The organism is Actinomadura sp. DC4 (assembly GCF_030406325.1).
In the GTDB taxonomy this organism is placed as follows: Bacteria; Actinomycetota; Actinomycetes; order Streptosporangiales; family Streptosporangiaceae; genus Actinoallomurus.
Map to the genome: position 1 here is coordinate 113,364 of NZ_JAUEQY010000030.1, position 14,338 is coordinate 127,701.

The window sequence follows — 14,338 nt, forward strand, 5'->3', positions numbered from 1 at the left end:
ACCTCCTAACGATCGTGAGAACGGCACCGGCGTTCACCGGCGGTGCCGTTCTCCCGACCGGTCCGCGTTTCCTTGACGGACCGGGCACGAGGGCTCGTCACTTCGAGTGTACGGAAGCGACCCAGAAGGTCCCCTCGTGACCGTGGCTACGCGCATAGGACACCCAGGTGTGGAACCATTCGCGGACATTGCGGCTGTGCTGGGCGACGATGAAGTCGTTGGTCCCGTAGACCCCGACGACGACGCCGGCGTGGCTGATTCCCTTGAAACCTCCGCCCCGCCAGTTCGCGAAGACGACGTTCCCGTAATTCGCCTGAGAGTAGTAGCGAACCCAGTCACTTCCATAATTGGCGAGGTATTGGGCGAGATGGGGAGCACCACCCCAAGAGTAGGTGGAGCCGCTCCAGTCGTGCGCCCAATAATGGTCGTTGGTGTGGTGGGCATGCCACTTCCAATATGAGGTCATCTTCATGCCGCCGCCGATATGAAGGGCCATCGAGACGAAGTCGGTGCAGTCATCGCCGTAGCCGTTGAAGTTACGGTGATAGGCGTTGTTCCACGCCCAGGTCTGGATGCCTCTTCTGTTCGGATAGAAGATGTTGGGCCGCATGATGTTCGGCGCGGGCGTCGGTTGAACGGCTGATGTGTCCAAGGGCGCGGGGTCGTTGCCGTCCGAGTCATTGAAATCGCCGAGTGTGTCGGATGCGGCCGTGACGTCGCTCGAAGAACCGACCTGGTCTTCCGCGTCCGACGCGTCGACGAGTCCCGTCAGCTTCGGCGCGCCCTGGACCGAGAAGGCGAACAGGAGGTTGTCGCGCCGGCTGCAGCAGGTCACGCTGCCGTCCGGCGGGTCGGTGACCGCGATGTCGGTCGCATAGGTCAGCTGATCGGTGGTGTAGACCGAGACGGCCGACCCGTCGGCCGACGGGACCGCCAGGGTGTTCGTCAGGCTGCTCACACCGTTCTTCGGCCCCTCACCGGCCGATCTCAGGTCCGCACCGTAGGCGAGGTCCTGGGGAGCCTCCATGGTCAGCCGGTCACCGAAGAGGGCGCCGGCCGAGCTCGCCTGGATCGCCGCGGCGGCGTTCGGATACACCCCCTCATCCAGGCCCTGCCTGGCGTCGAGGAACTGCTGTGCGGCCTGAACGTACTGACCTGCACCGCCGGCCACGGCGACCGGCGTCGACGGGGTGACGAGGACGGCGGGCTGGCCGGTGCCGTCCGCGTTCACCGCGGCCACCCGTACCGTGTACGCCGTTCCGTTCGTCAATCCGTTGACCACGGCGAAGTCGTCGTCGGTGGACACGGTGCGCACCGTGTTGCCCGATGGGTCGACGACCTGCACGACATATCCGGTGACGCCGCCCTGGTCGCCCGCGTCGGCCGGGACCGACCAGTGCGCCCGCAGCCCCGAGTCGCCGGCGGTCACGACCAGCCCCTGCGGCCTGCCGGGGGCGGCCGGTGCCTCGTACGTCACCGTGATGGCCGCCGCCGAGGCGGATTGCGCAGGCGAGCAATAGATCACCCCGTTGGGCTCCGCCGGGTTGTGCGCCTTGAGGACCAGGCCGTCATTCGGCGTGTCGCCGATGACCCAGCTCTGGACGACGGAGGCGATGTCCCATGCCTGTCTGCTGCCCACGTCCGACGCCACGGCGTCAGTGTCGGCGGCGGCGGCCAGCTGCGCCCCCGTGCTCGCAGTGGCGACATCGCTGTCTGCCGGGAAGATATCGAGGAGCCCGGTCCAGTACGCGGGAACGGGGATTCCGCTCGGCCGCATGGCCGCGCCTCCCCCGGGAGGCGGCTGGACGGGGTACCGGCACTGCGACAGGTTCAGCGACGCCGTGATGATCCGCGCGTCGGCCGGGATCGCGGAAAGGTCCGGCTTGAGACCCGAGGTCCACTGGGCCGACGCTCCGGTGATATCCGCGCCGACTCTGAAATCGCCTCCGGTCGTGACGCCGCAGCTCGAACAGCTGCTCTGTGAAGAGCTCATCCCTTTGAAGCTCACCAGCGCGCTTCCCGTGATGGACGTGGACGTGGTCGGCTGCTCGGGCGGCGCGGACGGCGCGGAGACGTTTCCCGCCCGGAGCGTCTGGGCCGTTGTCGAATCCGAGCACACGTTGTCCACGCATGCCTGCATGCTCCAGTGATAGATGGTTCCAGGCTGGAGCGCGCCGTCCGGGAACCGGTAGCTGACCCGCTGGCCGCTCGGCATGTCGCCGTACGCGGTCGGCGTTCCGCCGACCGGGTTTCCCGATGGGTCGGTCACGAAGAACTTGCCGGTGGCGATACGATCCTGCGGATCCTGGACCACTCCCGAAATGGTCGGCGCGGCGGTCCCTTGCCCGGTGGTCTGCAGATATGCCGGCGCGGGCGGCGGAACCGTGTCCGCGCTCGCCACTCTTCCCCCCGCACAGACGAAGGTGGCGGAAGCGAGCAGGAATGCCGCCCCCAGCGGAGCCACAGTACGGCGGCCGCGAAGCCTTTTCATTCGATTGTCACCCCGTCGTCCCGACGCGCCGACCGCATCATCGGCAGACGAAGATCAACACAAGAAATGACAGAAGTCAACGGAAGCCCCGATATGCTGACTTTTCGTGCTTGCACGTCCGAAATCCGCCCCGCCCGCCCGACCAGCACGACTCCGTGGAAGCCGGGAGCGAAATAAGCAGTTAAATTGGCGGTATTTGACCAGAAGTGGACGAAAAACGGGGCCGGATGCCGAGGAGGCATCCGGCCCCGTGTTACGAGGCGTTACCGCTTACCGGAAGGACCGCAGGTACGCGGCGGTCGGGGAGCCCACACCGGTTCCCCGGTCATAGCCCGGGGTGGCGGTCAGGGCGTCCTGCTTCGGGATGCCCTTGTTCCCCGAGGTGACCAGGATGTACAGCAGCGGACCGGTCGCCGCGTACGGGTCGGTGTAGTTGGTGCGGACGTACGCGACCGGGTCGCGGCCCAGCGGCGTGTCGGTCACGTCGTGGAACAGGTGTTTGCCCGAGCGGAGGTAGATCGCCGGGTTGGCGAATCCGATGGGCTGACGGCCCTGCGCCTGCTGGGCCAGCGCCTGCAGACCGGCGATCACCGGGCACGCGAGGCTGGTGCCGCCGACGCGGCTCTCGGTGTAGCCGAACGATCCGTCGGACCGCTGGTTCCATTCCGGGTACCGGATGCCGGTGCCCGAGTCGGCCACCGCCGAGATGTCCGGGATGGTACGCATCGGCTGCTTGGCCGTCGTGCCGTTCGGCAGGTTCGTGCTGAGCGACCTGGGCACCACGCCACGCTGGTAGCCGGGCTGGGTGAACAGGTCGCTCGTGCCACCGCCACCACCGGCCGAGTAGGTGTTGGGGTACTGCCCGGGCGGCGGGTAGGTCCAGCTCTTGCCGTTGGCCGCGAGGCTGTCGTACTGGACGTTCCAGGTCGCCTCGAACTTGTAGTTGTTCGACGCGCCCACCGCGAGCGTCGTACCGCCGACCGCGGTCACCCACGGGTCGGAGGCCGGCATGTCGGTCTGGCGGTGCGTCGACTGGGCATCGCCGTACCGGGCCTGGCACGGGGTGTTGGGCACCTCGTAGCCGCAGTCGCCGGTGGAGAAGTAGAAGCCGATGCCCTCGATCGCGCCCTGCTTGAAGATCGATTCTTCCGCGGCCGTCATCGCGTCGGAGTAGTGCTCCGACAGGTCGCCCCACGAGTTGCTGACGATGTCCGCGAGGTGGTTGTCGACGATCTTGGCGAGCGCGTCGTCAAGGCCGTCGGAGCAGTTCTGGGCCGCGACATAGACGACGTTCGCCTTCGGCGCCAGGTCGTGCACCGCGGTGACGTCCAGCGCCTCTTCGCCGTACCAGCCGGCCGCGCCGCACTCGTCGACCATGTCGAACGTCGCGGGCAGCACCTCGCGGTACTGGCCCTTGGCGAACGCCGGGCTGTTGTACTTGTTCGCGAACTGGTTGGAGACCTGTTCCATCTTCGGCGCGGCGTAGGCGTCGACGATCGCGACGGTGGCGCCCTTGCCGGTCAGCCCGCTCGCGGTCGAGCCGTACGCGCCGCGCAGCTTCTGGGGCAGGTAGCCGCAGATCGCGCGCGACTGGTGCTTGCCGTACGCGGTCGGCTTGTCGTTCGCGACCTTCTGGTTCCAGTACTGCCCGCAGGGCTCGGCGACGTTGTAGTTCGGCTCCGGCGGCGGAAGCGCGTCGTCGTGGGTGCGCAGGTGGCTGCCGGTGTCCAGGCCCGTCACGGTGAGCACGGAGGAGGCGAGCGAGTCCGGCACGCTGATGTTGCTCTCCGGCGCGCGGACGACCTTGCCCTGCGCGGAGTAGTTGCGGAACTCCGTGCCGAACGCCTTCGTGGCCGTGTTCAGGTGGCCGGTCACGTGGAGGTAGTGGCCGTTGGATCCGGCCAGGTCGACGTACAGACCCGTGCTGCGGACCCACGAGGTGACCGCGGAGACCTGCTGCGCGGACACCCCGAAGCGCTGGTCGAACTGCTGGGGGGTGAGGTACTTGCCGTACTGCGGGCTGCCGGGAGTCGACACGGCGGAGGCGTACGCGTCGAGGCCCTTCGGGTCGCGACCCGCCAGCCAGATCTTCGCGTCGAGCCGCTGGTTGCTGTCAGTCTTGCCGCGGTCGGCGGCGGAAAGCGCCCATGTGGGCCTGGTTCCCGCCACCGTGTGCCGATCGGTCGCCTGCGCCGTCCCTGTAACCGCGAACGCCGCGCCGACGAGCGGCAGAGCGACGGCCGCGGCTGTCAGAGCGCGACGACGTCGTGCGTCTCGTGACATCCACCAGTCCTTTCGTCGGCGGCCGGTAGGCCGCCACGAGAGGATTTCGATGCTTGTGGGGTGAAGCAATAGTCGTTATGAAATAGATGCGAAAAGCGGGAACTTTGGGCCGGAAGTGGACATCGGGTGTGAGTTAACGCACGTGGTGACCAGGTCAAGCTTTGGTCATCTCGGTTGACGTGGCGACGCCTCTAGGGGTTCAGGCGGCCGATACCCCGGCCGGCGACCCGTACGGCGCCCTCCGGCGACAGCCGCACACCACGCCACGCGGCACGGGCCGAGGCCGGCGCGACGATGAGCGCCTGGTTCTTCTCGATCCCGCGCAGCACGTCGCGAGCCAGCGCCTGCGGAGTGTAGAGCTTCCGCTGCACCTTCAGCGCGGCGGCGCGTGCGTGCGTGCCCGCCTCCGTCGCCGGCAGGCCCGGGTTGGCGTTGTCGAGCAGGGGAGTGTCCACGAAACCGGGGCAGATCGCGCTCACGCGCACCCCGTTCGGCGCCGCCTCCGCCCGCAGGGCCAGGCTCATCCCGACCACCGCGTGCTTGGTCGTGGTGTAGGGCAGCATCAGCGGCGCCGGCACCAGGCCCGCGAGTGACGCGGTGTTGAGGATGTGCCCGTGGCCCTGCTCCAGCAGGATCGGGTACGCCGCGTGCACCCCGTGGATCACGCCGCGCAGGTTGACGTCGAGGGTGCGGTTCCAGTGGTCGAGCGTGAGCTCGTCGGTCCGGCCGCCGACGGCGATACCGGCGTTGTTGAAGACCAGGTCGAGCCGGCCGTGGCGCTCGCGCACCGAGCGGTACAGCGCAGCCACCGCCTCGGGGTCGGTCACGTCCAGCGCGGCGGCCTCGGCGGCGCCGTGCTCGGACAGGCGGCCGGCGACCGCGTCGGCGCCCTCTTTGTCGAGGTCGGCCACTGTCACCGTGTCGCCGCGGAGCACGAGGGCGGTGGCGATGGCGCGGCCGATGCCGGAGGCGCCGCCGGTGATGATCGCGATGCGGGAGGTCATGAGTCGGCTCCTTGAGGGGGTCGGAGGTCAGCGGGCCGTACGGGCGCGGCGGACGTTCGGCTCGTCCCACAGGCCGACGGCGCGCCAGAGCTGCCGGCTGAACCCGTCGATCATGCCGATCTCGGCGGCGAGGTCGCGGACCTTGGCGACGCAGTTCTTCAGCTCGCCGGTCCACGCGTCGTCGCGGTACGCCTCGCGGATCACGTCCTTGGGGATGCCGAAGTGGCGCACCATCGGGCCGGGGGGAGCGAGCATGACGCGCGCCATCAGGCCGAGGATCAGCGGTGAGATCACGCCGAGCATCTTGCGGCGCAGCGGGTTGATGCGCGGCACCCGGTGCTTGAGGTAGTGCCGGGCGAAGGAGATGTGGCGCGCCTCCTCCGCGATGTGGATGCGCATGATCTTGTCCTGCAGCGGGTGCAGGTCGTGCCCGTTCTTGATGGTCTGCCGCTGGAAGTAGTCGATGGGGTCCTCGCCCCCGAGCACGAACACGAAGAACAGCTCGGTGGAGATCCGCGGGATGTGCGGGGCGATCTGCGACAGGGTGTCCAGGCTCCTCGGCATGCCCTTGATCGGCATCCCCGTACGGTTGACGAACTCCTGGAACATCATCGCGTGATGGCATTCCTCGGTCGTCTCGTGCAGGACGTACCGGAACTCCGGCGAGCCGTTCGGCAGCTTGTACGCGTAGCCGAGCAGGCCGCGCTTCAGAAGGTTCTCGAACTGCAGGCCGATCTTCATGGTCGTGGCGACGCGCCACAGGCCGATCTGGGCCTGGACGTGCTCGGGCTGGTCGCGGTACCACTGCGTCGCGCCGAGCCGGTCGATCGGCGGCAGGATCCAGCGGGGGTCGTTCGGGTCGACCTTGAAGTCCGGGTCCTCCCACGGGATGTCGGCGTAGGCCTCCCAGTGCTTGTCGACCGAGGCCTTGGACAGGCGCTCGATCACGCCGACGTAGGCCGTGCGGTCCTCGACCTTCTCGCGGACTTCCTCGTCCAGCGTCGTGCTCGTGGGGTTCGGCATTACGGGCTCCCTCAAGAGTCGGGGATGAGCAGACGGGCGAAGCTCTTCAGCTGGGTGAGCACGGCGGCCTGGTGACCGTGGGCGTCATCGTCGAGTGAGTTCTGCAGCGTGAGCCCGATGAGGGTGGCGAACAGGCTGCGGATCAGCGTGCCCGCGCTCTCCTCGTCCAGGGGCGTGGGGAACAGCCGGAGGAAGGTCTCGAGGATGACCTGGACGACGCGCTCGTTGATTCCGATGCTCAGGTCGCGCAGCGTCTCGTCCGTGCGCGCGGCCATGGCCAGCTCCATCAGGGCCAGCGACGGCGCCTGCCGGAAGGTGACCCACAGCAGGTCGAGCGCGCCCTCGACGCCCCGCTCGCTCTCGGGCAGGTCGCCGAAGGCGCGCTCGTACGCGAGCCGCTGGCGCTCCAGCAGGTGCTCCAGCGCCGCCGCGACCAGCAGCATCTTGGTCGGGTAGTGGTGCTGCTGCGCGCCGCGCGAGACGCCGGCGCGCCGGGCGACCTCGGTGGTGGAGGTGCCGGACCAGCCCAGCTCGGCGAGGCACTCCATGGTCGCGTCGAGGAGGCGGCCCTGGGTCTCGGCGCGGCGTTCCTCCTGCGTACGGGAGGCGCCGCGTGGATGCCGGCCATGACGTCGGCGACTGCTTACTGACACGTCTTCGACGGTAGGAGCAGCCATACATGCAATCAAGCCTGCTTGTATGTTGGCCCGGTCACATATTGGACGCGGCGTCTGACAAGGGTGCGCGCGGCGATCCTGCCCTCCGGCCGGGGGCCGCGCCGTTAGGGTTGTCTGCCATGCAGGTCAGCCAGTCGGACAAGCTCGCCAACGTTCTCTACGACATCCGCGGCCCGGTGCTCAAGCGCGCCATGCAGATGGAGGCCGAGGGTCACCAGATCCTCAAGCTGCACATCGGCAACCCGGCCCCGTTCGGCTTCGAGGCGCCGGACGAGATCCTCCAGGACGTCATCCGCAACCTGCCGGTCGCCCACGGATACAGCGACTCGAAGGGCATCCTGCCCGCGCGCCGCGCGGTCGTGCAGCACTACGAGCAGCGCGGTTTCGCCGGGCTCGCCGTCGAGGACGTCTACCTCGGCAACGGCGTGTCCGAGCTGATCGTGATGGCCATGCAGGCGCTGCTCAACAACGGCGACCAGGTGCTGATCCCGGCGCCGGACTACCCGCTCTGGACGGCCGCGGTCTCGCTCGGCGGCGGCACGCCCGTGCACTACCTCTGCGACGAGGCGAACGGCTGGATGCCCGACCTCGCCGACATCGAGTCGAAGATCACCCCGGCCACGAAGGCCATCGTGATCATCAACCCGAACAACCCGACCGGCGCGGTCTACTCCCGCGAGCTGCTCGAAGGCGTGGCCGAACTCGCCCGGCGGGAGGGTCTGCTGATCCTCTCCGACGAGATCTACGACCGCATCCTGTACGACGGCGCCGAGCACGTCTCGATCGCGCCGCTCGTCCCCGACCTGCCCTCGCTGACCTTCTCCGGCCTGTCGAAGGCCTACCGCGTGTGCGGCTTCCGGTCCGGCTGGATGGTCGTCTCGGGCCCGAAGGAGCACGCCGAGTCCTACATCGAGGGCCTCGACATGCTGGCCAACATGCGGCTGTGCCCCAACGTGCCGGGCCAGCACGCGATCCAGGCGGCCCTCGGCGGGCACCAGAGCATCGACGACCTCGTGCTGCCGGGCGGCCGGCTGCGCGAGCAGCGCGACCGCGCGTGCCGGCTCCTCAACGAGATCCCGGGCGTGAGCTGCGTCAAGCCGTCCGGCGCGCTGTACGTCTTCCCGCGCCTCGACCCGGTCATCTACCCGATCAAGGACGACCAGGACTTCGTGCTCGACCTGCTGGAGACCCAGCGGATCCTCGTCGTGCAGGGCAGCGGCTTCAACTGGCCCGATACCGACCACCTGCGCATCGTGACGCTGCAGCACGCCGACGACATCGAGGAGGCGATCGGGCGGCTGGGGGAGTTCCTGGAGACCCGGCGGGCGTGAGCCGCTGGTCCCCGGTCCGTGCCGGCGCCGGGGTAAAGGAGGCACCGCGGGCGCTCCGGCACCGGTAGCGTTTCCTGTCGTGCCCGACGACCTCCTCGACTCCGCCGACCGTACGGACCTGCCCGACGTATCCGCCCTTCTCGCCGCCGCCGTGTCCGGTGTCGGCGGCGCCGAACGCCCCGGACAGGTGAAGATGGCCGAGGCGGTGGCACACGCCATCGACTCCGGCGAGCACCTCGCCGTGCAGGCCGGCACCGGTACCGGCAAGTCGCTCGCCTACCTCGTTCCGGCCGTACGGCACGCGGTCGAGACGGACGCCTGCGTCGTCGTCTCCACCGCGACGATCGCGCTGCAGCGCCAGCTCATCGACCGTGACCTGCCCCGGCTCGCCGAGTCGCTGAAGGACACGCTCGGCCGCGAGCCGGTGTTCGCCATCCTCAAGGGCCGCCGCAACTACCTGTGCCGCCACCGGCTCCAGGTCGACGCGCCGGAGGACCCGGACGAGATCCTCTTCGACCCGCAGGCCGTCTCGGCCGCCGGGCGGCACGTGCAGCGCATCCACGAGTGGGCCGAGACCACCGAGACCGGCGACCGCGACGAGCTCGTACCCGGCGTGAACGAGCAGGCCTGGCGGCAGGTGTCGGTGAGCGCGCGTGAGTGCCTCGGCGCGGCCCGCTGCCCCTTCGGCACCGAGTGCTTCGCCGAGCGCGCCCGCGACGAGGCCGGCGACGCCGACGTCGTCGTCACCAACCACGCGCTGCTCGCCATCGACGCGCTGGAGGACTTTCAGGTCCTGCCCGAGCACGACGTCGTCATCATCGACGAGGCGCACGAGCTGGTCGACCGGGTCACCTCGGTGGCCACCGCCGAGCTGTCCGCCCAGACCGTGGAGATCACCGCGCGCCGCTGCGGGCGGCTCATCGAGGACGACCTCGCCGACCGGCTCAAAGAGGCCGGCGAGGCCCTCGGGCCGATCCTGAACGACCTGCACTCCGGCCGGATGGACGTGCTCCCGCAGGCCGTGGGCATCTCGCTCGTCGGAGTCCGCGACGCGGCGCTGGCCTGCGCGACCGCGCTGCGCGGCTCCCTCAAGAGCACCGAGGAGGACGCCGAGCGCCTCGGCGCCGGGCGGGCCGCCCTCACGTCGCTGGAGGAGATCCACGAGACCGCCGAGCGCTTCCTGCGCTCGTTCGAGGCCGACATCGCCTCCCGCCACGACGTCGTCTGGCTGGACAAGCCGTTCTCGGAGGACTCCCGCCGGCCGACCGCGCTGCGGGTGGCGCCCCTCGGCGTCGGCGGCCTGCTCCGCGAGCGCCTCTTCCGCCCTCGTACGACGGTGTTGACCTCGGCGACGCTGTCCCTCGGCGGGTCGTTCGAGCCGCTCGCCCGCCAGTGGGGCCTGCCCTCGCTCGACGCTCCCGCCTCCGATGAGGACAAGCCGTCCTCCGAGAGCGGCGAGCCGATCGTGTGGTCGGGCTTGGACGTCGGCTCACCGTTCGACCACGCGCGCAGCGGCATCCTCTACATCGCGCGGAGCCTGCCCTCTCCCGGCCGCGACGGTCTGCAGGAGGCCTACCTCACGGAGCTGAGCGAGCTGATCGCCGCGGCCGGGGGCCGTACTCTCGGCCTGTTCTCCTCGATGCGCGCGGCCAAGCAGGCCGCCGAGGAGCTGCGCGAGCGCATCTCCCAGCCGCTGCTGTGCCAGGGCGAGGACTCGACGTCCCTGCTGGTCAAACGCTTCGCCGAGGACGACGCGACGTGCCTGTTCGGCACGCTGTCGCTCTGGCAGGGCGTCGACGTCCCCGGCCCGTCGCTGCGGCTCGTGGTGATCGACCGCATCCCGTTCCCGCGCCCGGACGACCCGCTGTCCTCGGCGCGGCAGCGGGCCATCGGAGCGCGCGGCGGCAACGGTTTCATGGCGGTCGCCGCGACCAACGCGGCCCTGCTCCTGGCCCAGGGCGCGGGCCGCCTGCTGCGCACCATGACCGACCGGGGCGTCGTGGCGATCCTCGACCCCCGCCTGGCCACGGCCCGCTACGGCACCTTCCTCCGCGCGTCGCTGCCGCCGTTCTGGACGACGTACGACTCCGAGGTCGCCAAGGGCGCGTTGCGGCGCCTCGACGAGTCCTCGTGACGTCCGCCGCGGGGCCGCTCAGCGGGCGAGCTGCGGATACAGGTCCTCCAGCGGCCCCGAGAGCGCGTTCTTGACGTTGACGCTGCGTTCGTCGGCGAGCACCTCGTACCGCCCGGCGGCGAATCCGTCGTAGGCGGCGCGGACGATGTCGGCCGGAGCCGCCTTCTCGTCGGTCACCTCGCTGACCATGGGAGTGTCGGTGTAGCCGAGGTGGACGCCGACGACGTGCGTGCCCTGGCCGGCCAGCTCGACGCGCATGGAGTTCGTGGCCGACCAGAAGGCCGACTTCGAGGCGCTGTAGGCGTTGTAGCCGGCCACCCAGCTGAGCACGGAGTGGACGTTGATGAACGCCCCGCCGCCGTTGGCGGCGACGACGGGCGCGAACGCGCGCGCGACGTGCAGCGCCCCGAAGAAGTTGGTCTCGAACGTCGACCGGATGTCGTCGAAGTCGTCGGTGAGGACGTTGTCGGAGTAGCGGAGGACGCCGGCGTTGTTGACGACGACGTCCACGTCCTGCGCGGCCGCCGCCGCTGCGGCGACGGACTCCTCGCTGGTGACGTCGAGCGGCAGCGCGACGACGCGGGGGTCCTCCCAGTTTCGCGGGTTGCGCGCGGTGGCGTACACCTTGGCGGCCCCGCCCTCGAGGGCCTGCTCGACGAACTCGACGCCGAGCCCGCCGTTCGCGCCGGTGACGAGAACGGTCGCTCCGGAAAGTGTCGTGGTCATGGACGTGTCTCCTTTTGGGTCCGCCGATTGTGCACCGGTCGTTCTCAAAAGACTACAGTGGACCCTGACGGGGCAGGTGAAGGGGGGGGCGGGGATGGCACGGCACAAGGAGTTCGATCCGGACACGGCACTGGATCGGGCGATGCTGGTGTTCTGGGAGCAGGGCTTCGAGAAGGCGTCGATGCAGGAGCTCGTGGACCGCATGGGGGTCCACAAGCGCAGCATGTACGACACCTTCGGCGACAAGCGGTCCCTGTTCCTCAAGACCCTCGACCGTTACATCTCCACGAGCGAGGCGCGGCAGCGGTCGATCGCCGACGACGCCACGGAGGTCGTACCCGCCGTGCGCTCGATGTTCGAGACCGTGCTGAGAGACGGCGGCGGGCCGCTCGGCTGCTTCGCCGTCAACTCCGCCACGGAGAGCGTGGGCCAGGCCGCCGACGTCGCCATCCGCCTCGACCGCCACTTCGGCTTCCTGCGGGGGCTGCTCCTCGAGCTTGTGCGGCGGGGGCAGCGGTCGGGCGAGGTGACGGCGGCGCACTCCGCGGAGCAGCTGGCGGCGGTGCTGGACGGCGCGTGGATCGGCCTCCGCGTTCAGGCGCGGGCCGGCGTGCCCCGGCGCCACCTCCTCGAAATGATCGACGCCATGATCGCCATGCTCGCCTGACGCTGTTCCGCACCGAACGTTCCCGTTTCCTCTAGGGCATCGCGTTCTCCTCGCGGAGGACGCGGCGCAGGACCTTTCCCAGCATGTTGCGGGGGAGCGTCTCGCGGATCTCGATGAACGCCGGCACCTTGTACTCCGCGAGGTGACGGGCGGCGTACTCCATGAGCTCTGCCGGGCTCGGCGCCGGCTGGTGCGCGATGACGTACGCGCTGACGACCTCGCCGTGCGCGGAGTCGGGGATGCCGACGACCGCGGCCTCGACGACGCCGGGGTGGGCGCTCAGGACGTTCTCGATCTCGGAGGGGTAGACGTTGAAGCCGTCGACGATGACGACGTCGCGCTTGCGGTCGATGAGCGTGAAGAATCCGTCGGGGCTCATCACGCCGATGTCGCCCGTACGGAACCAGCCGTCGCGTGACAACGTCTCGGCGGTCTCCGCGGGCTGGTTCCAGTAGCCGACGAAGACCTGGGGGCCGCGGACGGTGAGCTCGCCCGGGTACCCGATCGGCAGCACGCGGCGCGGGTCGTGCTCGTCCACGATGCGCGCCTCCGTGCCGGGCAGCGGGGCGCCGACCGAGACGTGGCGGGCGTTCCCGTCCAGCGGATTGGCCATCAGCACGGGGGAGGTCTCGGTCATCCCGTACCCCTGCACGAGCTGCCCGCCGGTGCCCGCCTTGAAGGCCTCCACCGTCGTGCGGGCGAGTTTCATGGCCCCGGAGACGCACGTACGGATGTCGCCCACGCCGGCCTTCTTCGACTCGGGCGCCGCGGCGAGTTGCTGGTAGATCGGCGGAACGCCGGGGAACAACGTCGGCCGGTGCTTGCGGACCGCGTCCAGCACGAGGTCGAGGTCGAACCTCGGGATCAGCACGACCATGCCGCCGATCAGCGTCGTACACGTCAGGCAGAACGTCAGCCCGAAGACGTGGAACAGGGGAACGACGGCGAGGTTCACCTCGTGACCGTCGCGGATGTCGGGGTCCCAGGCGGTGGTCTGGTGGGCGTTGGCGACGAGGTTGCGGTGGGTGAGCATGGCCCCTTTGGGCCGCCCGGTGGTGCCGCCGGTGTACTGCAGGACGGCCAGGTCGCGCATGGGGTCGACCGGCGTCTGCTGAGGGTTGTCGGGCCCTTCTCTCAGCAGATCCTCGAACCGCAGAACGGGCGCGTGCTCGGGCACCTGGGTACTCAGCTCGGCGAGCAGCCGCCGCGCCTTGGCGAGGGGAAGCTTGAGCAGCTCACGCTTGACGAACGGAAGATGGTCGGCGAGCGAGGTCACGACGACGTGCTCGACGGCCGTGCCGGGCATGGCCTGGGTCAGCGTCTCGTAGGCCTTGTCGAAGACGATGACGACGCGGGCGCCGGAGTCGTCGAGCTGGTGACGCAGCTCGGAGGCCGTGTAGAGCGGGTTGGTGGGGACGACGATCGCCCCGATCCGCAGGATCGCGTAGAAGGCGATGACCTCCTGGGGACAGTTGGGCAGAATCACCGCGACCCGCTCGCCCTTGCGCACGCCGATCCGCCGTAGCGCCCCGGCGAACCGGTTGACGTCGTTCAGCAGCCGTGAGTACGTCATCGAACGCCCGAAGAACATCAGCGCCTTGCGGCCGGGGAACCTCTCGGCGGACGAGTCGAGCAGGTAGGTCAAGGGCACATCGGGAACCTGGACGTCGTCGGGCACACCGTCGGCGTAGAACCGAAGCCACGGCCGCTCATCGTAGGGAGTGCTCATTCGTCGACCATCACTGTCGAAGACAGGCGAAACATTCCCGTTACCTTGGCACTAAGCGTGCCCTTATGCACAGTCATTCCACGAGCACGTACCGCGACCAGCGACGATGGCGACGCACTCGCCCGCACCGCCGGAGACCGGGCCGACGCGCCGGGGGAGGCGGGTGCGTCTCACGGCCGGTTGGTGTCGTTGCTCCCTCTGACCTGTGGGTTTCGCTGTGCCGGACCGCCCTCCCGGCCGCGCTGGCGCTCGTGCTCCGCCGGGCACCTTCCC

At 69.4% G+C, this 14,338-nt stretch carries 10 protein-coding genes; 3 read left to right on the forward strand and 7 right to left on the reverse strand.

Annotation, left to right across the window (positions count from 1 at the left end):
* Positions 1-97 precede the first annotated feature (97 nt).
* The 5 genes from QWU11_RS37270 to QWU11_RS37290 form a co-directional block, all read right to left on the reverse strand.
* Positions 98-2,401 carry a fibronectin type III domain-containing protein gene (locus QWU11_RS37270; protein ID WP_290119236.1) on the reverse strand — a complete coding sequence of 768 codons (2,304 nt, stop codon included), beginning with the start codon at positions 2,399-2,401 and terminating at the stop codon, positions 98-100.
* 360 nt (positions 2,402-2,761) lie between these two features.
* Entirely contained in the window at positions 2,762-4,660 is a 1,899-nt protein-coding gene (locus tag QWU11_RS37275; RefSeq protein WP_290119237.1) for a S53 family peptidase, read from the reverse strand.
* 305 nt (positions 4,661-4,965) lie between these two features.
* The gene (locus QWU11_RS37280; protein WP_290119238.1) at positions 4,966-5,778 is read right to left on the reverse strand and encodes an SDR family oxidoreductase; all 813 of its coding nucleotides are present in this window, start codon (positions 5,776-5,778) and stop codon (positions 4,966-4,968) included.
* A 27-nt stretch (positions 5,779-5,805) separates the two neighbouring features.
* Positions 5,806-6,801 carry a diiron oxygenase gene (locus QWU11_RS37285; protein ID WP_290119239.1) on the reverse strand — a complete coding sequence of 332 codons (996 nt, stop codon included), beginning with the start codon at positions 6,799-6,801 and terminating at the stop codon, positions 5,806-5,808.
* An 11-nt stretch (positions 6,802-6,812) separates the two neighbouring features.
* Complete coding sequence (locus QWU11_RS37290) at positions 6,813-7,454, reverse strand: TetR/AcrR family transcriptional regulator (protein ID WP_290119240.1); 642 nt, start codon at positions 7,452-7,454, stop codon at positions 6,813-6,815.
* Between the two features lie 143 nt (positions 7,455-7,597).
* Here QWU11_RS37290 and QWU11_RS37295 point away from each other — a divergent pair, with 143 nt between their 5' ends.
* Both QWU11_RS37295 and QWU11_RS37300 read left to right on the forward strand, forming a co-directional pair.
* A complete protein-coding gene (locus QWU11_RS37295) occupies positions 7,598-8,809 on the forward strand; it encodes a pyridoxal phosphate-dependent aminotransferase (RefSeq protein ID WP_290119241.1) in 1,212 nt (403 codons plus the stop codon).
* Positions 8,810-8,888: 79 nt separating this feature from the next.
* The gene (locus QWU11_RS37300; RefSeq protein WP_290119242.1) at positions 8,889-10,943 is read left to right on the forward strand and encodes an ATP-dependent DNA helicase; all 2,055 of its coding nucleotides are present in this window, start codon (positions 8,889-8,891) and stop codon (positions 10,941-10,943) included.
* Between the two features lie 18 nt (positions 10,944-10,961).
* Here the strand turns inward: QWU11_RS37300 and QWU11_RS37305 are convergent, their stop codons facing one another.
* A complete protein-coding gene (locus QWU11_RS37305; RefSeq protein ID WP_290119243.1) occupies positions 10,962-11,669 on the reverse strand; it encodes an SDR family oxidoreductase in 708 nt (235 codons plus the stop codon).
* 94 nt (positions 11,670-11,763) lie between these two features.
* On the opposite strand from QWU11_RS37305, the gene QWU11_RS37310 reads away from it, so the two are divergent.
* Complete coding sequence (locus tag QWU11_RS37310) at positions 11,764-12,336, forward strand: TetR/AcrR family transcriptional regulator (RefSeq protein ID WP_290119244.1); 573 nt, start codon at positions 11,764-11,766, stop codon at positions 12,334-12,336.
* A gap of 31 nt (positions 12,337-12,367) precedes the next feature.
* On the opposite strand, the gene QWU11_RS37315 is transcribed toward QWU11_RS37310, so the two are convergent.
* On the reverse strand, positions 12,368-14,065 hold the full coding sequence (locus tag QWU11_RS37315) for an AMP-binding protein (RefSeq protein ID WP_290119245.1): 1,698 nt from the start codon (positions 14,063-14,065) through the stop codon (positions 12,368-12,370).
* Positions 14,066-14,338: the final 273 nt, after the last annotated feature.